This is a genomic window from Rhizobacter sp. Root1221, assembly GCF_001425785.1.
Classification (GTDB): Bacteria; Pseudomonadota; Gammaproteobacteria; order Burkholderiales; family Burkholderiaceae_C; genus Rhizobacter.
The window spans coordinates 300059-326443 of record NZ_LMDI01000023.1 but is presented as its reverse complement, the minus strand read 5'-3'; the positions used below and the strand labels follow the sequence as shown (position 1 = coordinate 326443).

The following is a 26385-nucleotide window of genomic DNA, read 5'->3' as shown; positions in this document are numbered from 1 at the left end:
GCCCACTACTGTCCGGAATAATTTCCCCCTCAGTTGAACAGGGGCGGTTGGGCGGCGGCGAAGGCTTGCGCGGCTTGCCTTCGTCGTCGATACAACTGGTTTTGTGTGTCCGGGCGCATGAACAGCTTTGAGCTGACCTCACACAGCAACTCCCATAGTGTTTTGGGCGACCCGGTCGCCTTCTTGTGCAGCACCAGCAGCAGGTAGGCGATCATGGCAATGAGGATCTGCGTTCGCACCGCTCGTTCGCTGCGCCCCAAGAACCGCTTTATGTTCAGGTGCTGCTTGATCCACTTGAAGAACAGCTCGATGTCCCAGCGATCCTGGTACGCCTGAGCGATGCTCAGTGCCGACGAGCTCAGATCGTTGGTCGCAAGGATCAACGCGGCCTTGCCCTCACGGGCCACTTCGATGCGCCGCAGTACCCGCTCGTACCGATTGCGTCGTCCGCCACCCGGATTGCGATTGGCTAGCCTGACCAATTGATCGCTCAGGATCTTGTCCCCTGCGTCCTCGGGAACTTCCCTGTTTTCCTCGATAGCAAGCGATGCGTTCTTCTTGAACCGGGTCACGAACTGCGCGCCCTGCTGCTCGATGGAGTACCACCAGTTGTAGTCGCAGTAGCCCTTGTCGAACACGTACGTCACGCCCTGTTGGATCGGCACTTTCACGCCTTCATCCCGGTCGTTGACGTTCGGAGCGGTGATGCTGTGCCAGATCGGCGCCCGTGTCTTTGCATCGAACACCAAGTGCAGCTTCACACCTTGCGTATGCCGGGTTCGGTTGTGCAACGTCCAATGGTCGAACTCGCGACCTTTCAACGTGATCGAAGTCGAATCCAGCAGATGAAGTACCTTGCTGCAGCCGCTGCGTGCCTCGCCCTGAACTGCGCTCATGAGGGATCGCACGACATCGGCAAACACCTCGGGTGAACGCTTGGCGTTGGCGTCGGCCAGCGTGGACTTGCGCACCTCGTCCGTGCCCAAGTGGTGGTGGACGTTTTTGTGGGTGTTGAAGTGCTCGACTGTGTGCCGAAGCCCCTTGCAATCACTCCACTGCCCGCACAGCATCACCAGCAGCTGGTCGCGGGCACCGAAGCCCTTGCAGTGGCGATCCGCTCGATGCCTTTCCACGAGCGAGTCGAAACGACCCCGTGGTATCGGCTTCAGCAACTCTTCGAACTGGCTTATCCTGAACATGTTGCGAGCTCCTCGGTTGTTTTGAGTTGGCGCTCTGGGATTTATCCCAAACAGCGAGTGCTCGCAACAACTTACGTGACCTCGGTCCAATTTATTCCGGACAGTAGTGGGCGTTGAGTTGGCGCTCTGGGATTTATCCCAAACAGCGAGTGCTCGCAACAACTTACGTGACCTCGGTCCAATTTATTCCGGACAGTAGTGGGCGAACGCCGGGATCTCCAGCGGTGGACGGGAACGCTGCTGTTGAGCGAGAAGGTGGAGACCCCGGCCTTCGCCGGGGCGACAGCCTGTTTTTTCCCCGGACAGCAGGGGGCCTTCGCCGGCATCACAGGATAGGCAGCAACGGCTCGAGCCGCCTCAGACGTTGAACAGGAAGTTCAACACATCCCCATCCTTGACCACGTATTCCTTGCCTTCCGCACGCATCTTCCCGGCGTCCTTCGCCCCTTGCTCACCCTTGAACGCCACGAAGTCGGCGTAGGCGATGGTCTGGGCGCGGATGAACCCGCGTTCGAAGTCGGTGTGGATCACGCCGGCGGCCTGCGGGGCGGTGTCGCCGATGTGGATGGTCCAGGCGCGCACTTCCTTCACACCCGCGGTGAAGTAGGTCTGCAGGCCCAGCAGCGAGAAGCCGGCGCGGATCAGGCGGTTCAGGCCCGGTTCGGTCTGGCCCATCTCCTGCAGGAACATCAGGCGGTCCTCGTCTTCCATCTCGGACAGCTCGGCCTCGGTCTTCGCGCAGATGGCCACCACCGGGGCCTTCTGGCTGTTGGCGTACTCGCGCAGGCGGTCGAGGTACGGGTTGTTCTCGAACCCGCTTTCGTCGACGTTGCCCACGAACATGGCCGGCTTGGCGGTGATCAGGCACAGCGGCTTGATCAAGGCCTGGTCGTCCTTGCTGAGGCCCAGCGAACGCACGGGCATGGCCTCGTCGAGCGCGGCCTGCACTTTCACGAGCACTTCGACGAGCTTGAGCGCGTCCTTGTCACCCGCACGGCCGAGCTTCTGCGCCCGGTGGACGGCTTTCTCGACGGTGCCGAGGTCGGCCAGGCACAGCTCGGTCTGGATGACCTCGATGTCGGAGATGGGGTCCACCTTGCCGGCCACGTGGATGACGTTTTCGTCGTCGAAGCAGCGCACCACGTTGACGATGGCGTCGGTTTCGCGGATGTGGGCGAGGAATTGGTTCCCCAGGCCTTCACCCTTCGACGCGCCGGCCACCAGGCCCGCGATGTCCACGAATTCCACGATGGCGGGCACGATGCGCTCGGGCTGGACGATGGTGGCCAGGTCCTGGAGGCGGGGATCGGGCAGCTCGACGATGCCGACGTTGGGCTCGATCGTGCAGAACGGGTAGTTTTCGGCCGCGATGCCTGCCTTGGTGAGGGCGTTGAAGAGGGTGGACTTGCCGACGTTCGGCAGGCCCACGATGCCGCATTTGAGGCTCATGGTGTGATGGCGCGGACGCGCGGTGGGTGGCGCAACCGCCGTGACGGACGGTGCAAAAGGCGTATTTTACGGGCGGTCGCGCACTTCCACCGTCCGCTTGATGGCGCGCAGCAGCTGAGCCCGGGAGACAGGCTTCACCAGCACCTCGTCCATGCCGGCCTGAAGGCAGGCGGCCCGGTCCTCGGCGAAGGCGTGGGCGGTCATGCCGATCACGGGCATGGCCTGGGCGGCCCCACCTGCGGAACCGGCCCGCATGCGGCGCGTGGTCTCGAGCCCGTCCATGCCCGGCATCAGCCAATCCATCAGCACCAGGTCGTAGCCGCCCTGGGCCAGGGCCTCCAGGGCCGCCATGCCCGAGTGCACGGTGCGGACATGGACGGCAGCACCGCGGAGCATCTGCTCGGCGATCATCGTGTTGATGGGGTCGTCGTCCACCAGCAGCACCCGCACGCCGGCCAACCCCGCCTCGAAGGACGCCGTGCTGCTCATCGGGTCGCGCCCGGGCGCATCGCTGACGGGCAGCGGCAGTTGCAGCTGCACCCGCGTGCCCACGCCCGGCTGGCTGTCGAGCATGATGCGCCCGCCCATGAGCGTGACGAGCTGCCGGGTGATCGCCAGGCCGAGACCGGTGCCGGCAAACCGGCGCGTGCTGCCGCTGTCGGCCTGGTGGAAGGCGTCGAACACCCGGGCCAGTTCGTTCGGGGCAATGCCGATGCCGGTGTCCTGGATGCGCAGCAGCAGTTCGCTGCGGGCGCGGTCGTAGTCGACTTCGAGGCTCACGTGGCCCTGGTCGGTGAACTTCAGCGCGTTGCCGAGCAGGTTGATCAGCACCTGCTTGAGCCGGAATTCATCGCCGTGCACACACGCTGGCAACTTCGGTGCGGTGCGGTACATGAGCTTGAGCGACTTGGCCAGGGCCTGCGGCTGCATCGTGTCGCGCACGTGGGCGAGGCAGGTGTGCAGGTCGAACCCTTCGTTGAAGATCTCGACACGGCCCGCCTCGATGCGGGAGAGGTCCAGCACGTCGTTGATCAGGTGCAGCAGGTGGGTACCCCCCCGGCGCACGGTCTCGATCAGCTCGGCCCGTTGCTGGGGTGAGGTGGACTGGTCACGCAGCAGGTCGGCCGCGCCCAGCACCCCGTGCAGCGGGGTGCGCAGCTCGTGGCTCATCGTGGCGAGGAAACTCGATTTCGCCTCGGATGCCTGTTCCGCCGCGTCGCGGGCCAGTTCCAGGTCGCGCATGCGGTGGGCGATGAACTCGTTGACGGTGAAGGGTTCGCGGTCGGGCTGGACGGGGGTGAGCTGGACCAGCTGGCTCATCTGCCGCGCGATGCCATACAGGACGATGCCCAGCAGCACCTGTGCGAAACAGCCGTTCAGGTAGAACGGCCACAGCACGTCGCGCCAGCCCGGTATGGCGGTGCCGCGCCATTGCACCACCACCGCGGGCAGCGTGGACAGCACGGTGATCCCGACACTCAGCGCCCAGGCCCTGGCCGCCGGCCAGGTGAAAAACAGCATCAGGTGCGCACCCATCACCCAATACGACATCGACGTGGCGGCGTACAGGCCGATGTGCTGTTCCACGAGCAGCGCATAGCCGACGGTGCCCACCAGGTAGGCGGCAAGCCCCAGGGTCACCAGGCCCTGGGTGAGCAGCAACTGCGACGGCTTGCGCCACACCAGCAGGGCGAGCGCGATGAACCATCCCATCATCAGCGGGAAGCCGACATGGTCGGACGGCGACAGCAGGCCGGCGGCCGACTCGGCGCCCCACAGCACCGCGATGCACCCGGCGATCAGCAGGAACAGCCAGAGGGCCGTGCGCCGGGCGACCAGCGTCAGCCTGGGCGCCGAGTGGGCCGCCGGGGACCGCTGGGCGAGAGGCATTTGCGTGGAAGGCATAGGGAAGGGATTCTCCGGGTAGCCACGCGCCGCGCGGCGCAGTCCAGGTGTGGCCCAGGGGCACTTTTCGTGACGGATTGCGCGCGGCCGGAGGCCTTTCTCAGCCGCAAGGCCTGGCTACTTGAAGAGACCCCGCAGCTTGCGCTTCAGCTCGTCCTCCGGACGCGAGGCGCCCCCTTCCGGTGCACTGGCGCTGCGCGGCGGCAGGCCGAGGCGTTCGCTCAGCTTGTCCTTGAGCCGCTCCTCCACCTTTTTCCCCACCTGGCTCTTCAGCACGTCGGCCGCCACCGCCGACCAGCGGATGCGCCAGGCCACGGCATCGAGCGGCCCGGTCAACTGCACGGGGATGGTGACCCCGCGCAACTCGGCCAGTTCGGCACCCCCCTGGCCCTTCGAGGTTTCGGCCACCGTGGCCCGCACGGTGTAGTCGATGCGGCTTTTCGGGATGTCGACCAGGCCCTCGCCGCCCAGGCGCAGGAACGGGCTCTTGACACTCAGGTCGCTGCTGCGGGCGATGCCGTCGGTGATGGCGAACGATGCGCTCAGTTCCGAGAAGTCGGTCTTTTCGGTGGCGGTGGCCCGGGTGTCGGCATCAGCCTTCATCGACAGCGCCGCGCGCGCCTGGCGCAGCTGTTTCGCGAGGTTGATGCCCTTGATGGCCCCGTCCTGCAACTGCAGGCCTGCCTGGCCGTGCAGCCGGGCCTTCATCTGGCCCACGGTGCGGCCCGCGGTGTCGAGGTCGAACGACACGCGGCCCCGGCCCTCCAGCAGGTCCTTGTCTGCCACGTCCTTCAGCAGCGCGGCCACGTCGATGCCCGTGGCCGCGCCTTTCGCGGCCACCCGGTTCGCGCCGGCGTCGGCGGTCACCGCCATGTCGAGCCGGCCCTTCCACAGGTCGGCCGCGAACGGGCTCGCGCGTAACACCCCGCCCGACAGCGTGGCGTCCAGTGCCAGGTTGGCCGCCCGGTACTGCCGGAACGCGAATGTGCCGGCGCGCAGGCTGAGCCGGCCCTGCATCGACTTGAGTGCGGACAGATCGACCGGTGCCGCGTCACCCGCACCGCCGCCGGCCGGTGCGGAGGCCGCTGGTGCGGTGGTGGCCGAGGCGGCCGGCAGCAGGCGGTTCAGGTCGAGCGCCTTGAAATTCGCCGATGCGGTGATGGCCATCGGCTTGTCGGCCAGGCGCACCTGTCCGTCGGTGTCGAACGGGTTCGTGTTGATGTCACCCGACAGCTTCCACGAGGCCGCGTCGGCGGACGCCGTGGCGCGACCGTTCACGTTGAGCGCCAGCGGCTGCAGTGAGGGTTCCTCGATGCGCAGCCGCGCCACGAGTGCTTCCACCGACAGCACGCGCCCGGCCACGTCGAGCCGCAGGTCGGACCGCACGGTGCCGCCCAGCCGGCGGGGCCCGCTGCTGCCCTTCAGCGTGGTCTCGAACGCCGGCACCTCGATGCGCTCGAAATTGCCCTTCGGCGCGGCCGACTTGAAGGTGGCGTCGATGGCCGTGGGCCCTTGGAGCGACAGCGCGCCGGTCACCGGCCCGCCACTGAGCGTGTTGCCCTTCACCGCGAGCGTGGGCCAGTCGAGGTCGAGCTTGAGTGGGTGGCCGTCCTGCTTGCCGGCGATGCGCACCTTCAACTGGTCGAGCGAAAGTTGCTGTTTGGCCGGGTCGTAGCCGAACGCCTTGAGCGCCACCTGCGAACCGTCCAGGCGCAACGCGCCCAGCACCGCACCGATGCGGGCGTCGAGGTTGTCGGCCGACAGCGTGCCGGCGGCGCCGTCGTAGGCAAGGGCGCCGGTGACCCTGGTGTCGAGCGCCTTGATGCCGAACGCATCCCCGGCCCAGGCGAGCTGCATGTCGCGCAGCGCTACCGAACTGGTCTTCAGGTCGAGCTTGAGCAGGGTCTTGCCACTCAGCCGGCCGGCCAACGCGGGTTGGGTGAGTGCCAGCTGTGCATCCAGTTCGATGGGCGATTCGCGCTGGTCGGCCAATCGGCCGGTGCTGAACGTGGTGATGGCCAGGTCGCCGTCGATCTTGGCGAGTGCGTCGTGCACCGTGAGCCGCAGGTCGTCGAACCGGATCGATTGCACGTCGAACGCGAGCGCTTCACCCTTCGGGCCGCCTTCGGCCACGGGGTCGGGCTTCTGCTTGTCCAGCAGGTCGTCGATGTTGGTGGTGCCGTCGGCGGCGCGGCGGTAGGTGGCCCGCAGGCCGCGTGCGGCGATGCGGTCCACCTCCAGGCGCTTGCGCAGCAGCGGCATCACCGCCACCGACAGCGACACGTCGTCGAGGTGGGCGAAGGTGTCGGGTTTGTCGCGTTCACTCAGGGTCACCGCCGACAGCTGCACCGTGAGCCGCGGAAACACCGAGAGCTTGATGGGCCCGTCGATCACCAGCGTGCGGTGGCGTTCGGTTTTCATCCAGTCGATGGCCAGGCCCTTGTAGGCGTTGGGATCGAAACTGGCCACGAGCCACACGAGGGCGACCACGGCGAGCAGCACCAGCCCACCGAACACGAACGAGATCTTGCGGAGCCGGGAAGTCGCCATGGATGACCGAAGGTCCGGCACCGGGCCGGCGTGGTGGAAACCCGGGCATTGTGCCCAGGGTCAGAGGCCCTCCGTGCGTCTCTACAATGGGACGGATGAAACGTCATGACGTGTGTGTGCGCGGCGCGGGCATCGTGGGCCGAAGCCTGGCGCTGTCGCTTGCCCGGCTGGGGCTGCGCGTGGCCCTCGTGGCCGACGCCGCTGCACCGGCCCGCGCCGACGTGCGCGCCTACGCCCTCAACGCCGCTTCCGTGGCGCTGCTGCGCGAACTCAAGGTGTGGGACGCCTTGCCGGCCCATGCCGCCACCGCCGTCCACGGCATGCATGTGGAAGGTGACACCTCCGGCGTGCTGGAGTTCTCGGCCTGGCAGCAGCAGGTGGCCGAACTGGCCTGGATCACCGACGCCGCCCTGCTGGAGCAGGCGCTGGATTCTGCCGTTCGGTACGCGCCGCACGTGTCGGTGGTGCCAGCGCCGGTGGACGCCACGCTGACCGCCGTGTGCGAAGGCAAGGCCTCGGCCGGCCGCGAAGGCCTGGGCGTGGTGTTCGAACGCCACGACTACGGCCACCGGGCCATCGCCGCGCGGCTGACCACGCCGGTGTCCCACCGCAACGTGGCGCGCCAGTGGTTCCGCTCACCCGACGTGCTGGCGCTGCTCCCGTTCGACGCGCCGGTGCCCGACCACGGTTACGCGCTCGTCTGGTCGTTGCCCGAAGCCCGCGCGCAGGAACTGCTGGCGCTCGACGTGCCGGCGTTCGAGGCCGCGCTGAACGAGGCCACTCGTGGCGACGCTGGCGCGCTGGCGCTGGCCGGCGAACGCGCCTCGTGGCCGCTGATGCAGGCCCGTGCGCACGCCTGGAGCGGCCCCGGCTGGGTGTTGCTGGGCGATGCGGCGCACGTCGTGCACCCGCTGGCCGGGCAGGGCCTCAATCTCGGGCTGGCCGACGTCGTCGCGCTGACCCAGGTGATTTCTTCTCGTGAAACGTGGCGGCCGGTGGGTGACCCCCGGTTGCTGCGGCGGTACGAACGGGTGCGCGACCTGCCCACCCGGGCGATGGGCCAACTGACCGACGGCTTGTTGCATTTGTTCGCAGGATCCCAGGCCCCGTTGCGGGAACTTCGCAACCGCGGCATGGGTCTCGTCAATCAACTGCCCCCGTTGAAACGCTGGCTCACGGCGCGTGCACTCGATTTCTGAAAGCAGACCATGAAACATCCCGTCACCCGCACCCTGCTGGCGTTGGCCGCCGGCGTCCTCGCCAGTTCGTTCGCCTTCGCCGACGAGGCGGCCATCCGCAAGAACCTGCCCGAGCGGGTGCCTGACCTGCCCCCCATCGACGAAGTCACCAAGACCGAGATCCCCGGCCTCTACGAAGTGCGCCTGGGCGGCTCCGAGATCGTGTACTCGGACGAAACGGCCAGCTACATCATCGAGGGCAGCCTCATCGATGCCCGCGCCCGCAAGGACCTCACCAAGGCCCGCCAGGAGAAACTCTCGGGCTTCGTGTTCGACAAGCTGCCCATGAAGGACGCCATCGTCTGGAAAAACGGCACCGGCGCCCGCAAGCTCGTGGTCTTCTCGGACCCCAACTGCGGCTACTGCAAGCGCCTCGAGGTCGACCTGCAGAAGCTGAAGGACGTCACCGTCTACACCTTCCTGATCCCGGTGCTGGGCCCCGACTCGGGCGAAAAGTCGAAGAACATCTGGTGCTCGAAAGACCAGGCCAAGGCCTGGCTCGGCTGGATGCTGGAGGGCAAGCAGCCGGTGCGCAACATGGGCAGCTGCGACACCCCGATCGACCGCAACCTGGCGCTGAGCCGCAAGCACCGTGTCAACGGCACGCCGGCCCTCGTCTTCAGCGACAACACCCGCGTGCCGGGTGCCATCGGCCTGGACGAAATCGAGAAACGCCTGGCTGCCGCGTCGAAGTCCTGACGGCGGGTCGTGTGGCGGCGGGTGACAATGCCCGCAACGCCGCCACACGGAGCCCTTCGCCGATGATCTCGTACCGCGTCACCCTTGCCGATGTCCACGCGCACCTGTACCAGGTGACCCTGTCGGTGCCCGATCCGGCCGCCGACCAGACCCTGAGCCTGCCGGTGTGGATCCCCGGCAGCTACCTGGTGCGGGAATTCGCCCGGCACCTGTCCGGCGTCTCGGCGCGTCAGGGCAGCCGCGAGGTGGTGCTGCAGCAGGCCGACAAGGCCACGTGGATCGCGCGCTGCGAAGGCCGCGGCGCACTGGTCGTCACCTACACGGTCTACGCGTTCGACACCTCGGTGCGGGCCGCTTTCCTCGATGCGGAGCGCGGCTTCTTCAACGGCACCGGCGTGTGCCTGCGGGTGCACGGCCGCGAGGACGAACCTCACCGCCTCGAACTCGCCCGCCTGCCCAAGGGCTGGGACGTGGCCACCTCGATGACGCCCGCCGACGGGCGCGGGGCCTTCCAGGCCACCGGGTACGACGAGCTGGTGGACCACCCGGTGGAACTGGGCCGCTTCTGGCGGGGCACGTTCAAGGCGGCCGGGGTGCCGCACGAGTTCGTGGTGGCCGGGGCGCTGCCCGATTTCGACGGTGACCGCCTGCTGGCCGACACCCGCCGCATCTGCGAGTCGCAGATCACGTTCTGGCACGGCAAGAAAAAGCCGCACTTCAAGCGCTACGTGTTCCTGCTCAACGCGGTGGACGACGGGTACGGCGGCCTGGAACACCGCGCCAGCACGGCGCTGATCGCCGCCCGGCGCGACCTGCCGCAGCGCGGGAAGACCGAACTCTCCGACGGGTACGTCACGCTGCTCGGGCTCATCAGCCACGAGTACTTCCACACCTGGAACGTCAAGCGCCTGCGGCCGGCCGAGTTCGCGCGCTACGACTACACGCAGGAGAACTACACCCAGCTGCTGTGGTTCTTCGAGGGGTTCACGTCCTACTACGACGACCAGTTCCTGCTGCGCACCGGCCTGATCGACCCGGCGCGATACCTCAAGCTCGTGGCCAAGACGGTCACGGGCGTGCTCGGCATGCCGGGCCGCAAGGTGCAGAGCGTGGCGCAGGCGAGCTTCGACGCGTGGGTCAAGTACTACCGCGGCGACGAAAACACCCCGAACTCGACCATCAGCTACTACACCAAGGGCTCGCTCGTGGCCCTCGCGCTCGACCTCACGTTGCGCGACGAAGGCCGCGGCACGCTCGACGACGTGATGCGCGGCCTGTGGGCGCGCAGCGGCGGCGGGCCGGTCAGCGAGGCCGACATCGCCGCGGTCCTGCGGGAGGTCTCGGGCCGTCCGATGGCCAAGGAACTCGCGGCGTGGGTGCACGGCACCGACGACCTGCCGCTGCAAAAACTGCTGGCCCGCGTGGGCGTGAGCTGGACGGCGCAGCCGCCCACGCTCGCGCAGCGCCTGGGCCTGCGGGTGTCCGAAGGGCCGTTGACCGGCATCAAGGTGCAGTCGGTGCTGCGGGGCGGGGCTGGCGAGGTGGCGGGGTTGTCGGCGGGCGATGAACTGCTGGCCGTCGACGACTGGCGCGTGCGCCGCCTCGACGATGCGTTGCGGCTGCTGCCGGCCTCGGGCCAGGTCGAACTCTTGACCGTGCGCGACGGGCGGGTGCGCCGCCTCTCGGCAACGGTGCCCGACGCGGCAGACGCTGGTGCCGTGACGCTGGCGCCCACGGCGGTGGCCAGCACCGCGGCGGCGGCGCTCGACCTGCGGCGGGCGTGGCTGCCCGGTTGAGCCGCCGCGTGCGGGCCGCGGCGCTCGCCGCGCTGGTGGGCGCGGTCGTCGCGGTGCACGGGTGTGTCGTGCAGCAGGTGGGTTTGCACCTCGCCGGTTTCGGCCGCGGCGACCCGATGCCCGAGCGCATGAAGGCCACCTACGTGCGCAGCATGGAGCTGGCCGATCCCGTCGTGGTGGCCAAGGCCGCGCCGGCACCGCGTCCGAAACGGGTGGCGGCCGCGGCGCCACCCGCGCCCGAACCCGCGGCGCCGGCGGCATCGGCGCCCGAACCCGTCACAGCACCCGCCTCGGCCCCGGTGGTGGCGGAGGCCGCGTCTGTCCCCGTCGTGGTGCCCGTGGCGGACGCCGCCAGTGCCCCGCCGTTCGAATGGCCGCGGGCCACGCGGGTGAGCTTCGACCTCACCGGCTACTACCGCGGCGAGGTGTACGGCACCGCACAGGTCGAGTGGTTGCGGGAAGACGACCGCTACCAGGTGCACCTGGACGTGTACGTCGGGTTGAAGGTGGCCCCGTTCATGTCACGCCGCATGAGCAGCGAGGGGGTCATCACCGCCGAGGGGCTGATGCCGCGCCGCTACGACCAGCAGACCAAGCTGGCCTTCAGCCAGCCCACCCGGGCCACCGTGCTGCTGGAGCCCGACCATGTGCTGCTTGCCAACGGCCAGCGCCGCGAACGGTGGGCGGGTGTGCAGGACACCGCCAGCCAGTTCGTCCAGCTCGCGTGGCAGTTCAGCACCCACCCGGAGCAGTTGAAGCCGGGCGCCACCGTCACCGTGCCCCTCGCGCTGCCGCGGGCGGTCAGCCGCATGGTGTACGACGTGTCGGAACCCGAACTGCTGTGGACCAACTTCGGCGAGATTTCGGTGTACCGGTTGAAGCCCCGGCTGGTGCCGAAGGCTGGCGGTGACTTGTCGGTGGAGATGTGGATCGCGCCGCAGTTCCAGTACCTGCCCATCCGGCTGAAGATCCACCAGGATGCGGAGACGTTTGTGGATTTGATGATTACGAAGCCGCCGGAGTTGGGGTCGTAAGGAGGCGTCTTATGAGGCGGTGCTCGGCCTGTGGCCGGCACAGTCGGTGGGATGAACGAGAAGGTCTACTTTGTCTATCTGTTGGCCAGCGGGCGCAACGGCACGCTGTATGCGGGCTCCACGAGCCACCTGGTTCACCGCGTCTTCCAACACAAGTCTGGCACGTTCGATGGATTCACGCGCATGCACCGGGTGGACCGGCTGGTGTGGTTCGAGGTTCATGGATCGGCGCGCGAGATGGTCGTGCGCGAGCGTCGCATCAAGGAATGGCAGCGGGCGTGGAAGATCGAACTGATCGAGGCGATGAACCCGCGATGGCACGACCTGTATGGCGAGCTCCTGGGCGGTGTGTCGCTCAGGCCGGAGTGAGCTCACACCCCCCATGTCACCCCGGTGAAAACCGGGGCCTACTGCGGGCGGTGGGTACCCGGCGTTCGCCGGTATGACATGTCGGTCACCCCGGTGAAAACCGGGGCCCACTGCGGCCGGTGGGTACCGGCGTTCGCCGGTATGACAAGCGTTGTGTCAGCCCTCTTTTCGCAACGACGGAAACAAGATCACATCCCGAATGCTCGGCGAATCCGTCACCAGCATCATCAACCGATCCAGCCCGATCCCGCACCCACCGGTAGGCGGCATGCCGTACTCCAGCGCCCGGATGAAGTCAGCGTCGTAGTACATCGCCTCCTCATCCCCGGCTTCCTTGTTGGCCGCCTGCGACTGGAACCGCGCCGCCTGGTCTTCCGCATCGTTGAGCTCGGAGAACCCGTTGGCGTACTCGCGCCCGGTGATGAACAGCTCGAAGCGTTCGGTGATGGCCGGGTTCGTGTCCGACGCGCGGGCCAGTGGCGACACCTCCACCGGGTAGTCGATGATGAACGTGGGGTTCCACAGCTGCTCTTCCACCACCGCCTCGAACAGGCCGAACTGCAGCTCCGGCAGCTTCCAGTGCGCAGGCGCTTCCTCGCCGGACTTTTTCAGGCGGGCGCGCAGCACCTCGGTGTCGTCGGCTTCGGCGGCCGTCAGCCCCGCATGGGCCACCAGCGAATCGCGCACCGTCAGGCGCGTGAAGGCCGGCTCCAGGTCCACCGGCTTGCCGCCGTACGTCAGCGTGGCCGAACCGGTGGCTTCACGCGCGGCATGGCGCAGCACGTTTTCGGTGAAGTCCATCAGGTCGTGGTGGTTCCAGAACGCCGCGTAGAACTCCATCATCGTGAATTCCGGGTTGTGCCGGACCGAGATGCCTTCATTGCGGAAGCTGCGGTTGATCTCGAACACGCGCTCGAACCCGCCCACGATCAGGCGCTTGAGGTACAGCTCGGGCGCGATGCGCAGGAACATGTCCTGGTCGAGTGCGTTGTGGTGCGTGACAAACGGCTTCGCGTTCGCGCCACCCGGGATCGGGTGCAGCATGGGCGTCTCCACCTCCATGAACCCGTTGTCCACCATGTACTGGCGGATCGAGCTGATGGCGCGGCTGCGCGCGGCGAAACGCTTGCGGGCGTCTTCGTCGGTGATCAGGTCCACGTAGCGCTGGCGGTACTTCTGCTCCTGGTCGGCCATGCCCTGGAATTCGCCGGGCAGGGGCCGCAGGCTCTTGGTCAGCAGCCGCAACGTCGTGACCTTGACCGACAGTTCCCCGGTCTTGGTCTTGAACAGCGTGCCTTCCGCGCCCAGGATGTCACCCAGGTCGTAGTGCTTGAACGCGGCGTAGGCTTCCTCGCCGATGCCGTCGCGCGACACGTACAGCTGGATGCGGCCCGTGGCGTCCTGCAACGAGGCGAAGCTCGCCTTGCCCATCACCCGTTTGAGCATCATCCGGCCCGCCACCGACACGGAGACGTTCAGCGGTTCGAGGGTTTCGTTGTCCTTGTCGCCGTGTTCGCCTGACAGCGCCGCTGCGCGGTGCGCCGGTTTGAAGTCGTTCGGGAAGGCCACGCCCTGCTGGCGGATGGCCGCAAGCTTTTCGCGGCGGGTGGCGATCAGCAGGTTCTCGTCGATGGGGAGGATGGGTTGGTTCATGGGGATTCTCGGTGCGGCCGCAATTTTATGCGGCTGCGCACCATCTCGAGGCCCGGACGGGCCAGGGCGCATAAAATCTTCGGCTTTACCCGGGCGTTCCGCCCGAAAAGAGCCCTCATGCCCGTACCGTCCGTCATCCGGGACCGCAAACTGCGTCTGGCACTGGTCGGCTGCGGCCGCATCTCGAAAAACCACATCGAGGCGCTCAAACAGCACGCCGACCGCGCCGAATGGGTCGCGGTGTGCGACACCCACCCCGAATCACTCGTGCGCGCCGCGGCCGACACGGGTGCGCCCGGGTTCTCGTCCCTCGACGACCTGCTCGCCAACAGCAACCCCGACCTGGTGGTGCTGGCCACCCCGAGCGGCCTGCACCCGCAGCAGGCCATCCGCGTGGCCCAGGCCGGCCGCCACGTGCTGAGCGAAAAGCCCATGGCCACCAAGTGGGACGAAGGCGTGGCCATGGTGCGCGCCTGCCGCGACGCCCGCGTCAAGCTCTTCGTGGTGAAGCAGAACCGCCTCAACGCCACGCTGCAGCTGGTCAAGCGCGCGGTGGACCAGGGCCGCTTCGGCCGCCTGGCGATGGTCAACGTCAATGTCTTCTGGACCCGCCCGCAGGCCTACTACGACGCCGCCCCCTGGCGCGGCCGCTGGGACATGGATGGCGGCGCCTTCATGAACCAGGCGAGCCACTACGTCGACATGGTCGACTGGCTGGTGGGCCCGGTGGACAACGTGCACGCCTACACCGCCACGCTCGCCCGCAACATCGAGGCGGAAGACACCGGCGTGATGAGCCTGCGCCTGCGCAGCGGCGCGCTGGCCTCGGTCAACGTGACCATGCTCACTCACAACAAGAACTTCGAAGGCAGCATCACCTTGCTGGGTGAACGCGGCACCGTGCGCGTGGGCGGCGTGGCCGTCAACAAGATCGAGCACTGGGAGTTCGACACCCCGCACGAGGACGACGCACTGGTGCAGCAGGCGAGCTACGGTGTCGAGAGCGTGTACGGCCCGGGCCACCCGCTGTACTACGACAACGTGATCCGCACGCTGCGCGGCGAAGCGCAGGCGCAGGTCGACGGCTACGAGGGGCTGCGGTCGCTCGAGGTGCTGATCGCTGCCTACCGCTCCGCCCGCGACGGCGTGCGCGTGGGCCTGCCGCTGGTGTTCTGATGTCAGCCGCCACCATCCACCCGTCCGCCATCGTCGACGACGGCGCCACGCTCGGCACCGGCACCCGTGTGTGGCACTTCGCCCACGTGTGCGCCGGGGCCCGCATCGGCGACGGGTGTTCGCTGGGGCAGGGCACCTACGTCGGCAACGACGTGGTGATCGGCCACAACGTCAAGATCCAGAACAACGTGTCGGTGTACGACGCCGTGACGCTGGAAGACGACGTGTTCTGCGGCCCCAGCATGGTGTTCACGAACGTGTTCAACCCGCGTGCGGCCGTGGTGCGCAAGAACGAGTACCGGCGCACGCTGGTGCGCCAGGGCGCCACGCTCGGGGCCAACTGCACCATCGTGTGTGGCACCACCGTGGGCCCGTACGCCTTCGTGGGCGCAGGCGCCGTGGTGAGCCGCGACGTGCCGGCGTTCGCGCTGGTGGCGGGGGTGCCCGCCAAACAGATCGGCTGGATGAGCCGGCACGGCGAACGCCTGGCCCTGCCGCTGGCAGGCGACGGCGAGGCGGCGTGCCCGGCCACCGGCGAACGCTACCGCCTGCGCGACGGCCAGTGCGAGGTGCTCGCGTGAGTGCGTTGCCCTTCATCGACCTGGCCTCGCAGTACCAGGCGCTCAAGCCCCGCATCGCCGAGCGCATGCAGCGCGTGCTCGACCACGGCCAGTACATCATGGGCCCCGAGGTGGCCGAACTCGAGGGCCAGCTCACCGCCTTCACCGGGGCGCGCCACTGCATCACCGTGGCCAGCGGCACCGAGGCGCTGCTGATCGCGCTGATGGCCCAGGGTGTGAAACCGGGCGACGAGGTCATCACCACGCCGTTCACGTTTGCCGCCACCGCCGAGGTCATCGTGCTGCTGGGGGCCGTGCCGGTGTTCGTGGACATCGAGCCCGACACCTGCAACCTCGACGGGTCGCAGGTGGAGGCCCGCATCACACCGCGCACCCGCGCCATCATGCCGGTGAGCCTGTACGGCCAGGTGGCCGACATGGCCCCGCTGAACGACATCGCCACACGCCACGGCCTCACCGTCATCGAAGACGCCGCACAGAGTTTCGGTGCCACGTACCAGGGCCGCCGCAGCGGCGCCCTCAGCACGTTCGGCTGCACCAGCTTCTTCCCGAGCAAGCCGCTGGGCTGCTACGGCGACGGTGGCGCCATCTTCACCAGCGATGACGCGCTGGCCCAGGCCTGCCGCGAGATCCGCGTGCACGGCCAGAGCGCGCGCTACACCCACACCCGCGTGGGCGTGGGCGGCCGCATGGACACGCTGCAATGCGCCGTGGTGCTCGCCAAGCTCGAACGCTTCGGCTGGGAACTGCAGCGCCGTGCCGAAATCGGCGCGCGTTACGCGGCGCTGCTGGCCGGCAGCGGCGTGCAGCTGCTGGCCGTGCGCCCCGACCGCGACTGCGTGTGGGGCCAGTACACCGTGTTCGTCGACGGCCGGGCAGACGTCCAGGCCCGCTTGCAGGCCCAAGGCATTCCCACGGCCGTGCACTACCCGAAACCGCTGCATCGCCAGCCGGCCTACGCCGCGTTCTCGGGCGATGGTCATTTCCCCCATAGCGATGCGGCAAGCGAGCGCGTGATGAGCCTGCCCATGAGCGCCGACCTCACCGAGGCCCAGCAAGACCGCGTCGCGCAGACGCTGCGCCAAGCGCTGGCCTGACCCATGCACGGCCGGCCCGATGGTCTGCTGAAGGCAACGCTGACCCTGCTGGCCGGCGGTGCGCTCGCGCAGGCGCTGCCGCTGCTCCTCGGGCCCTGGCTGGCACGGCTCTACACACCGGCCGAGTTTGGCCACTACACCGTGTTTGCCGCGGTGGCGGCCAACATCGCGGTGGTGGCCTGCGCGCGGTACGACTTCGCGCTGCCGCTGGCCCGCGACGAGGCGGAGGCGCGTGACCTGATCGCGCTGTGCCTGCGCGTGCTGCTGGCCGTGTCGCTGCTGTGCGTGCCGGTCGCCGCGGTGGCGGGATACGCCGGCTGGCTGCCGGCCTGGCCCTGGTTGCCGTTTGCCGTGGGCGCCGCTGGCCTGGTGCAATGCCTCACGCTGTGGTCCACCCGGGCGCAGCACTTCCGGCGCCTGTCGGGCAGCCGCATCACGCACTATGGCGGCGCGTCCGTGGTCCAGGTGGCGGGCGGTGTCGCCCACCTCGGGGTGACGGGCCTGGTGGCTGGCCCCGTGCTGGCGGCGATGGCCGCCTGCACGTGGATGCTGCACCCGAGGCCGCTCGGCGGCTGGCGCGCGCTGTGGACCACCCCGCGCGCGGCGCTGGCGGCGGTTGCCCGTCGGCACCGCGAGTTCCCGTTGCTCAACACCCCCCATGCCTTCGCTGGCGCGTTGCAGGACACGCTGGCCGTGGCGCTGCTGGTGGCATGGACGGGCGAGGCTTCGGCCGGGTTCTGGGGCCTCGCGCTGCGGTACCTGAAGGCGCCGGCCACGCTGGTGGGCGGCGCGGTGTCGCAGGCGCTGTACCCGAAGCTGGCCCACGCCGAGCCGGATGCCGCCCGCCGTGCCGTGCGCCAGGTCATGGCCATGCTGGCGCTGGTGGCCGTGCCGCTCGTGCTGGTGCTGGTGCTGGCCGGGCCGCAGATCTTCGGCGCGCTCTTCGGCGAACGCTGGCGGCCCGCCGGCGAACTGGCACGGGCGCTCGCCCCCTACATCGGCGTGCACTTCATCGCGGCCCCGCTGGCGGTCGTGACACTCGCCTGGCGGGCGCAGGCCTGGGCGTTGCGCGTGGCCCTCGGTGGCCAGGCCGTGTTCCTGCTGTCGCTGGCCGCCGGCCTGCACGTGGGCGGCCTGCTGGCGGGCGCCTGGGCCGTGTCCGCCGGCATGACGCTGTACTTCGGAGCCTACTTCTGGTGGCTCGCGACCTGGAAGGAGGTGCCCCATGCCACTGCCGCTTAGGGCCTGGATCAACCGGGTGCGCCGCTGGATCTGGCACCGCCTGTTCTTTCGCGTGCTGTTCGGCGAGCGTGCACACGACGGCCGGCCGCTGCCGCTCACCCGGCTGTCGCCCAGCACGTGCATCGAGCACGACGAAAACCTCGTGCTGGCCGACGACGTGTTCATCGGCCACTTCAACTTCATCGAGGCGAGCCACGGCGTGCGCATCGACACCGGCGTGCAGGTGACGAACTTCGTCAGCATCGTGAGCCACAGCTCGCACCGCAGCCTGCGCCTGATGGGCCACGAATTCCACCAACTGCCCGACGGCGGCCGCCCCGGGTTCATTGGCGGGCCCGTGCACATCGGCGCGTTCTGCTTCATCGGGCCCCACACGGTGATCGAACCCCACACCACCCTCGGCATCGGGTGCCTCGTGCTGTCGCACAGCCGCGTGCGCGGCCACTTCCCCGACTTTTCGGTGATCGGAGGCGCGCCAGCCAAGGTGATGGGTGACACCCGCGACACCGATGCCGTGCTGCTCGAGAAACACCCGCAATGGCGCGAGCACTACGAGGCCTGGGCGAAGCGCGGGGACGGGGCGTGATGCGCATCGCGTTGATCGGCGACGGCCAGAGCCCCCATCTGCTGAAGTGGGCGCGTGCGCTGACGGCCACGCCCGGGGTGTCGCTGTGGGTGGCGTCGAGCCGCGGTTTCCTGCCAGCGTTCGACGGCCTGGTGCCGATGGAGCGGCGGCTGGCGCTGGGCACCCAGGCGAACCACGCGGGCGGCAACGTCGGTGTGTTGCGGTCGTTGCCCCTGCTCGGCCGCTGGTTGCGCGAGGTGGATGCCGACTGGCTCAACCCCCACTACCTCACGTCCCACGGCACGCTGGCCTGGCTGGCCAAGCGGTTCTGGCGGTTGCGTGCGCGCATCGTGGGGTCGGCCTGGGGCAGTGACATCCTCGTCACGCCGTCGCAGTCCGCCGCGTACCGTTTGCTTACCCGCCGTGTGTTGCGGGCCTGTGCGTTGTGCACCAGCGATTCGTCGCACATGACCGAACGCATGCAGGTGCTGGGCGCGGGGGAGGTCATGACCTTCCCGTTCGGCCTGGAGGCCATGCCCCCTGCACCCGGCGAGAAGGTGCCGTGGCTCTTTTTCGCGAACCGGGGCCTCGAACCCCTGTACCAGCCCGACCGGGTGCTGGTGCTGTTCTCCCGCGTGCTGGCAACCCACCCCGAGGCCCGGCTGGTGGTGGCCAACGGCGGTTCGTTGCGCGGGGCCCTCGAACACCAGGCCCTGGCGCTCGGCATCGCCCACGCGGTGCAGTTCGTGGGCCGCCTGGACGCCGCCACGCAGGCCGGGTGGTACGACCGCGCGCAGTGGTACGTGAGCCTGCCGGCCAGCGATTCGGTGGCCGTGTCGGTGCTGGAGGCCATGGCCCACGGCTGCATTCCGCTGTTGAGCGATCTGCCGGCCAACCGCGAGCTGGTGCGCGACGGCGACAACGGCCGCATCGTCACCGACACCCTGGATCCGGTGGCGCTGGGCCGCCTGCTGCCGCGTGGTGCCGGCATTGCCGCGGCCAACCGGGCCTGGGTGTCTCAACACGCGTTGTTCCCGCCGGCCGTGGGCCGGCTGCTCGACCGCCTGAACGAATGGCCCCCGGCATGAACATCCTCCTCCTGAACCACTATGCCGGGTCGCCCCGCCACGGCATGGAGTTCCGCCCGTACTACCTGGCGCGCGAATGGGTGCGAGCGGGCCATCGCGTGCAGATCGTCGCGGCCTCGTACTCCCACGTGCGCGCTCGCCAGCCCGAGGTGGCCGACACCCCGGTGGACGAGGTGATCGACGGCATCGCCTACCGCTGGTGGCCCGCGCCCCGCTACACGGGCAACGGCCTCGGCCGCGTGCGCAACATCGCCACGTTCCTGTGGCAGGTGTGGCGCGATGCCCGCCGGCAGGTGGCGGCGTTCAAGCCCGACGTGGTCATCGCATCCAGCACGTACCCGATGGACATCTGGGTGGCCCGCCGCCTGGCCCGTTTCGCGCGCGCGAAACTGGTCTACGAGGTGCACGACCTGTGGCCCGCGTCACCGATGGAACTGTCGGGCCTGTCGAAACACCACCCGTTCATCATGCTGTGCCAGAAGGCCGAAGACGACGCGTACCGCGACGCCGACGCGGTGGTGTCGATGCTGCCCAAGGTGGCCGGCCACATGGCCGCGCACGGCCTCGACCTGGCGAAACTGCACATCGTGCCCAACGGCATCTCGCCGGAGGAATGGGATGGCGAGGCCGCTCCGCTCGACGGCACGCTGCTGGCCCACCTCCGGCGCGAACGCGCGGCCGGCCGCACCGTGGTGGGCTATGCCGGCTCGCATGGGGAGCCCAACGCGCTCGACGTGCTGCTCGACGCCGCCGCCGGCCTGCGCGGCGACCCGCTGTCCATCGTGATGGTGGGTGACGGCCACCTGAAATCACACCTGGCCGCACGCGTGCAGTCGGAAGGCCTCACCAGCGTGGCCATGTTCCCGCCCATCCCGAAGGCCCAGATCCCGGCGCTGCTGGCCGAGTTCGACATCGCCTACATCGGCTGGCAGCGCGTGCCGCTGTACCGCTTCGGCATCGCGCCCAACAAGCTGATGGACTACATGATGGCGGGCCGTGCCGTGTTGCACTCGGTGGAGGCTGGCAACGATCCGGTGGCCGAGGCCGGTTGCGGCCTCACCGTGGCACCCGAGTCGGCGCCGGCGGTGGTGGACGGCTTGCGCCGGCTGGCTGCCACGCCGCCGGTCGAGCGCGCCGCGATGGGCGAACGCGGCCGCGCGTTCGTGCGCGCCCACCACACCTACCCGGTGCTCGCAGCCCGGTTCATCGAGGCGGTGACCCCATGAACGAACCCCAGGCCGTCGCCGAACGGTACGCCCGCCGCGCGGCGGACGACCGCTACAGCCTGCTGCGCCCCGACGTGTGGCACACCGTGCAGGAACGCCAGCGGGCGATGCTCCGGCTCTTCGCACGCCAGGGCCTGTCCGACCTGTCCACGGTGCGCGTGATGGAAGTGGGCTGCGGCGCTGGTGGCAACTTGCTGGAACTGTTGCGGGCCGGCATCCGCCCGGAACACCTGAGTGGCGTGGAACTGCTGCCCGAGCGGTACGAGGCGGCGCGCGCCGTGCTGCCGGCGGCGGTGGTACTGCAATCGGCCGATGCGCTCGCGATCGACGTGCCCCCGGCGTCGCTCGATATCGTGTTCGTCTCCACGGTGTTTTCGTCGCTGCTCGACGACGACTTCCAGCAGCGCCTGGCCGACACCCTGTGGCGCTGGGTGCGCCCGGGCGGCGCCGTGCTCTGGTATGACTTCGTCGTCGACAACCCGCGCAACCGCGACGTGCGCGGCGTGCCGCTGCGGCGTGTGCGGGCGCTGTTCCCGCAGGGCCGCGTGTCGGCGTCCCGCGTGACGCTGGCGCCGCCCATCGCGCGGGCCGTGACCCGCTGGCACCCTGCGTTCTACACTCTCTTCAACACACTGCCGTTCCTGCGCACCCACGTGCTCTGCTGGATCGCCAAACCCTGAACCATGGCCGCTGAACTCCCCTTCCTGCCCTTTGCGTTGCCCGACATCGGCGACGAAGACATCGCCGAAGTCGTCGACACGCTGAAGTCCGGCTGGGTCACCACCGGGCCCAAGACGCGCCGTTTCGAGGCCGACTTCACCGCGTTCCTCGGCGACCCGTCGTTGCAGTCGATGGCCGTCAACTCCGCCACGGCCGGGTTGCACCTGGCGCTCGAGGCGCTTGGCGTCGGGCCGGGCGACGAAGTCATCACCACCACCCACACCTTCACCGCCACCGCGGAAGTGGTGCGTTACCTGGGCGCCGACGTGGTGCTGGTGGACGTGGACCCGGCCACGCTGTGCATCGACGTGGCCGCGGTGGAAGCCGCCATCACGCCGCGCACGAAGGCCGTGATCCCCGTGCACTACGCTGGCCTGGCCGCCGACATGCCCGCGCTGCTGGCGCTGGCGCGCCGGCACGGCCTGAAGGTGGTGGAAGACGCGGCCCACGCGTTGCCCACCACCAGCGGTGGCCGCCTCGTGGGCACGCTCGACTCCGACATCACGGTGTTCAGCTTCTACGCGAACAAGACCATCACCACCGGCGAAGGCGGCATGGTCGTCACCCGCGACCCGGCCATCGCCAAGCGCATCCAGGTGATGCGCCTGCACGGCATCAGCCGCGACGCGTTCGACCGCTTCCAGTCCAAGACCCCCAGCTGGTACTACGAGGTCATCGCCCCCGGGTTCAAGTACAACCTCACCGACATCGCGTCGGCGTTGGGCATCCACCAGCTGCGCAAGGCGCGCCGGTTCCAGGAACGCCGCGCCGAGCTGGCCGCGCTGTACGACGCGGCGCTGGCCGACCTGCCGCTCGTGCTGCCGCCGAAGGCCCCGGAAGGCGAGACCCATTCGTGGCACCTCTACGTGCTGCGGCTCGCCGACGGCGTGGCCGTGCCGCGCGACACCGTGATCGAGCGCCTGTTTGCCGCCGGCATCGGCTGCAGCGTGCACTACATCCCGCTGCACCTGCAGCCCTACTGGCGCGACCGTGGCAACCTCAAGCCCGAGCAGTTCCCGCAGTCGCAGCACGTGTACGAGCGCAGCTTCTCGCTGCCGCTGTACACCCGCATGACCGATGCCGACGTGGCCCGCGTGGCCACCGCGCTGCGCGCCGCGCTCGCCTGACCCATGGCCAAGCGGTGTTTCGACCTGCTGCTCGCCGGCCTCGGGCTCGTGGTGCTGTCGCCGCTGCTGCTCGTGCTGGCGCTGTGGATCAAGGTCGATTCACCCGGCCCCGTGTTCTTCCGCCAGGAGCGGGTGGGGCGGGGCGGCGTGCCGTTCCGCATCCACAAGCTGCGCACGATGACCCACACGCCCGCGACGGACGGGCCCGAGATCACCGTGGGTGCCGACCGCCGGGTCACGCGTGCCGGCCGGGTGCTGCGCCACTACAAGCTCGATGAACTCGTGCAGCTGATCGACGTGCTCAAGGGCGACATGAGCCTCGTGGGCCCGCGCCCCGAAGTGCCGCGTTACGTGGCCCTGTACCCCGCGGCGCTGCGCGACAAGGTGCTCAGCGTGCGCCCCGGCATCACCGATCCCGCGTCCATCGAATACCGCGACGAAGCCGGCGTGCTCGCCGCCGCGGCCGACCCCGAGGCCGAGTACGTCAACGTGGTGATGCCCGCCAAGCTGCGCCTGGCCGCGCAATACGTGGAACAGGCCTCGCTCGCCACCGACCTGCGGCTCATCGGCCGCACCTTGCGCATCGTCTTCCGTTCATGACCACCACCTTGTCCTTCTGGCACCGCCTCGACCGGTTCCTCGCGCGGTTGCGGCCCCACCGCCAGCCGCTGTCGCTCGCGGTCGACGCGCTGATCGTGGCCACCAGCTGGAACATCACCTACCTGTTCCGCCTGGGCTTCGAGCGCTGGATCACGGCCCGCCCGTCCTACGACCTGGCCGTGATGGGTGGGGTGGTGGCCGTGTACCTGGTCGTGTTCGTCGCGCTGGGCATCCCGCGCGGCATGTGGCGGTTCTCCGGCTTTGCCGAGGTCAAGCGGCTCACGGTGGCCTGCGGCGTGGCGGGTGCGGTGTGTGCCGTGGTCGTGTCCATGGCCCAGCTGAGCCAGGTACCGCGCGCGGTGCTGGCACTGCACCCGGTCATCACGCTGATGGCGGTGTTCGGCGTGCGCATCCTCTACCGCATGGTGTACGAGCAGGCGCGCTCGCGCATCACCGGCAACGACACCGAGGTGCGCCGTGCCGTGGTGATGGGCGCAGGTGAAGCCGCCAAGCGCCTGCTGGCCACCATCCACCAGCAGGGCTGGATCGTGCTGGCGCTGCTCGACGACGACCCCGCCAAGCTGGGGGCGCGCATCGGCGGCGTGGAGGTCGCCGGCACCCTGGCCGATGTGGCGCGATCCGACGTCATCGGCGGCGCCACCCATGTGATCGTGGCACTGCCCGGGTCCAGCGCCGCCCGGCGGCGCCGCGCCGTCGACCTGGCGTCCGCCTGCGGCCTGCCCGTGCTCACCGTGCCGTCCGTCAGCGAACTGCAGGACGGCAGCGCGCGCATCGAGCGTGTGCGCAACATCGAACCCGAGGACCTGCTGGGGCGTGACCCGGTGGTGCTCGACGAATCCGGCATCTCGGGCCTGTTGTCGGGCAAGACGGTGCTGGTGACCGGTGCCGGCGGATCCATCGGGTCGGAGCTGTGCCGTCAACTCGCGCGCTACGGCCCGTCGCGCCTCGTGCTCTTCGAGCAGAGCGAACTGGCGCTGTACCAGATCGAGCAGCAACTGGCCGAGCTGCACCCGCACCTGCCCCTCGTGCGCCTCATCGGCGACGTGAAGCAGCTGGCCCAGATCGAACATGCCTGCCACACGCACCGCCCGCACCTCGTGCTGCACGCTGCCGCCTACAAGCACGTGCCGCTGATGGAAGACGAGAACGCGTGGATGGCGTTGCAGAACAACACCCTCGGCACCTTCCACGCCGCCACCGCCGCCGCTCGCTCGGGCGCCGAACGGTTCGTGCTGATCTCCACCGACAAGGCCGTGAACCCCACCAACGTGATGGGTGCCAGCAAACGCGCGGCCGAGATGGTGCTGTCCCACCTGGCCACCCAGGGCCACGCCACCCGTTTCGCGGCCGTGCGTTTCGGCAACGTGCTCGGCTCCAGCGGCAGCGTGATCCCGAAGTTCAAGGAGCAGATCGCCAAGGGCGGCCCGGTCACCGTCACCCATCCCGAGATCACCCGCTACTTCATGACCATCCCCGAGGCCGCGCGCCTGGTGCTGCAGGCCGCCGCGCTGGCCGAGAGCGGGCAGGTGTACGTGCTCGACATGGGTGAGCCGGTGAAGATCGTGGACCTGGCGCGGGACTTGATCCGGTTGTCCGGCCACCGCGATGGGGAGATCCCGATCGTGTTCAGCGGGCTCCGGCCGGGGGAGAAGCTGTACGAGGAGCTGCTGGCGGATGCGGACGACACCCTGGCGTCGAGGCATCCCCGGCTGCGGATCGCGAAGCTGCAGGAGCCGGCGGGGGATGCCTGGATGGCGGAGATGCTGGCGTGGCTCACGACCGTGAATTACACGATGGTGCCGGCGGCTTGCCGGAAGGCGTTGAAGGGGTTTGTGCCGGAGTACGAGGCGCGGTGAGCCGCGACCCGTGCGCGGGCGATATGCTGGTAATGTGCCGGGTTCTCGATCGGCACGTCCGAACGCGCCTGCCGATCGCCAAAAATTCACCGTCACGCGACGGAAACGACGATGTCCAAGAGTAAACAAACGATGGTGGCCGCTCGCTTGCGGGTGTTGTCCCATCCGACGATGTCCGCTGTGCTGAGGGGATTAGGCCGCTTGCTGGCTCCCACATCTGCCACACAGGCCGACGTGGTCTTCGTGACGCCGCCGAAGAGCGCGCCCGGCTGGATCCTGGAGGCGATCTGCCGCGAGATCGGCAGCCGCTTGCCCGGGCTCGACATCCGGTATTGCCACCACGGCGAGGCACTGCCGCAGGCGAGCCGCTACTTCTTCTCTCACTACATGTTCTACGTGGGGTCCTTGTCGAAGGTCCGCACGGTGCGGCGCGGGCAGTCCTTCGTGTTCGCCACCCACCTGGAGGCCGACAAACACGGCATCCCGAACGAGAGCCTGGCCCGCTTGCTCGACAGCAGCGACGGTGTCATCTGCATGAACGAGGTGTTGCGCGCCGAACTTCAACGGCTGGGTGTGGCGCCGCATCGGCTCGGCGTGGCCGTGGGTGCGGCCAGCATCCAGACCTACCGGCCCCACGTTCGCCAGCCGGACGGCAAGGTCGGCTTCTGTTCGGCCTACTACGCGCGCAAGTCGCCGGATCTCGTGCTGGAGATCGTCAAGAAGTTGCCGCACCGGCAGTTCCTGTTGCTGGGCAAGGGCTGGCGAGATTACCCGCGTTTCGACGAGCTGGAGAGGCAACCCAACTTCAGCTACGTGGAAGCGCCCTACACCGAGTACCCTGGCTACTATGCCCAGATGAGCGTCTTCGTTTCGGCCTCGCAACTCGAGGGCGGACCCATCCCGCTGCTGGAGGCCATGATGTCGAATGCCGTGCCGGTGGCGAGCCGCACCGGATTTGCGCCTGACGTGATACGGCATGGGCACAACGGATTCATCTTCGATCTGCCGGCGGACGCCAACGAAGTCTGCAGTCTCATTGAACAGGCCTATGGCCTGGACACCGACGTCGCCGCCACTGCCGCGGGCTACGACTGGGTGCCCTATGCCGCCCGGATCGCCGCGCTGATGGGCATTCCGGCCCCGTCGACGACGACCCAGGGCAGGGCCGCCACCGCCTGATGCCACAGGACGTAC

22 protein-coding genes are annotated in these 26385 nt (G+C 68.8%); 17 read left to right on the top strand and 5 right to left on the bottom strand.

Annotation, left to right across the window (positions count from 1 at the left end; all coding sequences use genetic code 11):
- Positions 1–29 precede the first annotated feature (29 nt).
- The 4 genes from ASC87_RS17975 to ASC87_RS17960 all read right to left on the bottom strand — a co-directional run bounded on the left by ASC87_RS17975 (position 30) and on the right by ASC87_RS17960 (position 7103).
- Positions 30–1199 carry an IS4 family transposase gene (locus ASC87_RS17975; protein ID WP_082568712.1) on the bottom strand — a complete coding sequence of 390 codons (1170 nt, stop codon included), beginning with the start codon at positions 1197–1199 and terminating at the stop codon, positions 30–32.
- A 357-nt stretch (positions 1200–1556) separates the two neighbouring features.
- Entirely contained in the window at positions 1557–2648 is a 1092-nt protein-coding gene (gene ychF, locus ASC87_RS17970; RefSeq protein WP_056665033.1) for a redox-regulated ATPase YchF, read from the bottom strand.
- Between the two features lie 66 nt (positions 2649–2714).
- Complete coding sequence (locus ASC87_RS17965; protein ID WP_082568711.1) at positions 2715–4553, bottom strand: ATP-binding protein; 1839 nt, start codon at positions 4551–4553, stop codon at positions 2715–2717.
- A gap of 117 nt (positions 4554–4670) precedes the next feature.
- On the bottom strand, positions 4671–7103 hold the full coding sequence (locus ASC87_RS17960) for an AsmA family protein (protein WP_056665027.1): 2433 nt from the start codon (positions 7101–7103) through the stop codon (positions 4671–4673).
- 95 nt (positions 7104–7198) lie between these two features.
- Between ASC87_RS17960 and ASC87_RS17955 the strand changes: the two genes are divergently transcribed.
- The 5 genes from ASC87_RS17955 (at position 7199) to ASC87_RS17935 (ending at position 12239) form a co-directional block, all read left to right on the top strand.
- Positions 7199–8302 carry an FAD-dependent monooxygenase gene (locus ASC87_RS17955; protein ID WP_056665022.1) on the top strand — a complete coding sequence of 368 codons (1104 nt, stop codon included), beginning with the start codon at positions 7199–7201 and terminating at the stop codon, positions 8300–8302.
- Positions 8303–8311: 9 nt separating this feature from the next.
- A complete protein-coding gene (locus ASC87_RS17950) occupies positions 8312–9040 on the top strand; it encodes a DsbC family protein (RefSeq protein WP_056665019.1) in 729 nt (242 codons plus the stop codon).
- 62 nt (positions 9041–9102) lie between these two features.
- Positions 9103–10836, top strand: a complete 1734-nt coding sequence (locus tag ASC87_RS17945) for a M61 family metallopeptidase (RefSeq protein ID WP_056665016.1) — start codon at positions 9103–9105, stop codon at positions 10834–10836.
- Entirely contained in the window at positions 10821–11870 is a 1050-nt protein-coding gene (locus tag ASC87_RS17940) for a DUF3108 domain-containing protein (RefSeq protein ID WP_157604104.1), read from the top strand. The genes ASC87_RS17945 and ASC87_RS17940 overlap by 16 nt, the downstream gene beginning before the upstream one ends.
- A 51-nt stretch (positions 11871–11921) precedes the next feature.
- Positions 11922–12239, top strand: a complete 318-nt coding sequence (locus ASC87_RS17935; protein ID WP_056665009.1) for a GIY-YIG nuclease family protein — start codon at positions 11922–11924, stop codon at positions 12237–12239.
- A gap of 156 nt (positions 12240–12395) precedes the next feature.
- Here ASC87_RS17935 and lysS read toward each other — a convergent pair whose 3' ends face one another.
- The gene (gene lysS, locus ASC87_RS17930) at positions 12396–13964 is read right to left on the bottom strand and encodes a lysine--tRNA ligase (protein ID WP_369820772.1); all 1569 of its coding nucleotides are present in this window, start codon (positions 13962–13964) and stop codon (positions 12396–12398) included.
- A 45-nt stretch (positions 13965–14009) separates the two neighbouring features.
- Here lysS and ASC87_RS17925 point away from each other — a divergent pair, with 45 nt between their 5' ends.
- The 12 genes from ASC87_RS17925 to ASC87_RS17870 all read left to right on the top strand — a co-directional run bounded on the left by ASC87_RS17925 (position 14010) and on the right by ASC87_RS17870 (position 26370).
- Positions 14010–15068, top strand: coding sequence for a Gfo/Idh/MocA family protein (locus ASC87_RS17925; protein WP_056665003.1), 1059 nt, complete (start codon positions 14010–14012; stop codon positions 15066–15068).
- On the top strand, positions 15068–15649 hold the full coding sequence (locus ASC87_RS17920; protein WP_056665000.1) for an acyltransferase: 582 nt from the start codon (positions 15068–15070) through the stop codon (positions 15647–15649). The genes ASC87_RS17925 and ASC87_RS17920 overlap by 1 nt, the downstream gene beginning before the upstream one ends.
- Before the next feature lie 5 nt (positions 15650–15654).
- Positions 15655–16746 (top strand): DegT/DnrJ/EryC1/StrS aminotransferase family protein, encoded by a 1092-nt coding sequence (locus ASC87_RS17915; RefSeq protein WP_056664997.1) that lies wholly within the window; start codon positions 15655–15657, stop codon positions 16744–16746.
- 3 nt (positions 16747–16749) lie between these two features.
- Positions 16750–17988, top strand: a complete 1239-nt coding sequence (locus ASC87_RS17910) for a lipopolysaccharide biosynthesis protein (RefSeq protein WP_056664994.1) — start codon at positions 16750–16752, stop codon at positions 17986–17988.
- A complete protein-coding gene (locus tag ASC87_RS17905; RefSeq protein ID WP_056664992.1) occupies positions 17972–18574 on the top strand; it encodes an acyltransferase in 603 nt (200 codons plus the stop codon). The genes ASC87_RS17910 and ASC87_RS17905 overlap by 17 nt, the downstream gene beginning before the upstream one ends.
- The gene (locus ASC87_RS17900) at positions 18574–19641 is read left to right on the top strand and encodes a glycosyltransferase (protein ID WP_056664989.1); all 1068 of its coding nucleotides are present in this window, start codon (positions 18574–18576) and stop codon (positions 19639–19641) included. Before ASC87_RS17905 ends, ASC87_RS17900 begins: the two co-directional genes overlap by 1 nt.
- On the top strand, positions 19638–20867 hold the full coding sequence (locus ASC87_RS17895) for a glycosyltransferase family 4 protein (protein ID WP_056665121.1): 1230 nt from the start codon (positions 19638–19640) through the stop codon (positions 20865–20867). Before ASC87_RS17900 ends, ASC87_RS17895 begins: the two co-directional genes overlap by 4 nt.
- Positions 20864–21547, top strand: coding sequence for a class I SAM-dependent methyltransferase (locus ASC87_RS17890; RefSeq protein WP_056664984.1), 684 nt, complete (start codon positions 20864–20866; stop codon positions 21545–21547). The genes ASC87_RS17895 and ASC87_RS17890 overlap by 4 nt, the downstream gene beginning before the upstream one ends.
- Positions 21548–21550: 3 nt before the next feature.
- Positions 21551–22714, top strand: a complete 1164-nt coding sequence (locus ASC87_RS17885) for a DegT/DnrJ/EryC1/StrS aminotransferase family protein (protein ID WP_056664981.1) — start codon at positions 21551–21553, stop codon at positions 22712–22714.
- Positions 22715–22717: 3 nt separating this feature from the next.
- Positions 22718–23314, top strand: a complete 597-nt coding sequence (locus tag ASC87_RS17880; protein WP_056664978.1) for a sugar transferase — start codon at positions 22718–22720, stop codon at positions 23312–23314.
- Positions 23311–25191 carry a nucleoside-diphosphate sugar epimerase/dehydratase gene (locus ASC87_RS17875; protein WP_056664975.1) on the top strand — a complete coding sequence of 627 codons (1881 nt, stop codon included), beginning with the start codon at positions 23311–23313 and terminating at the stop codon, positions 25189–25191. The genes ASC87_RS17880 and ASC87_RS17875 overlap by 4 nt, the downstream gene beginning before the upstream one ends.
- 201 nt (positions 25192–25392) lie before the next feature.
- Positions 25393–26370 (top strand): glycosyltransferase family 4 protein, encoded by a 978-nt coding sequence (locus tag ASC87_RS17870; protein ID WP_056664970.1) that lies wholly within the window; start codon positions 25393–25395, stop codon positions 26368–26370.
- The last annotated feature ends 15 nt before the right edge of the window (positions 26371–26385 follow it).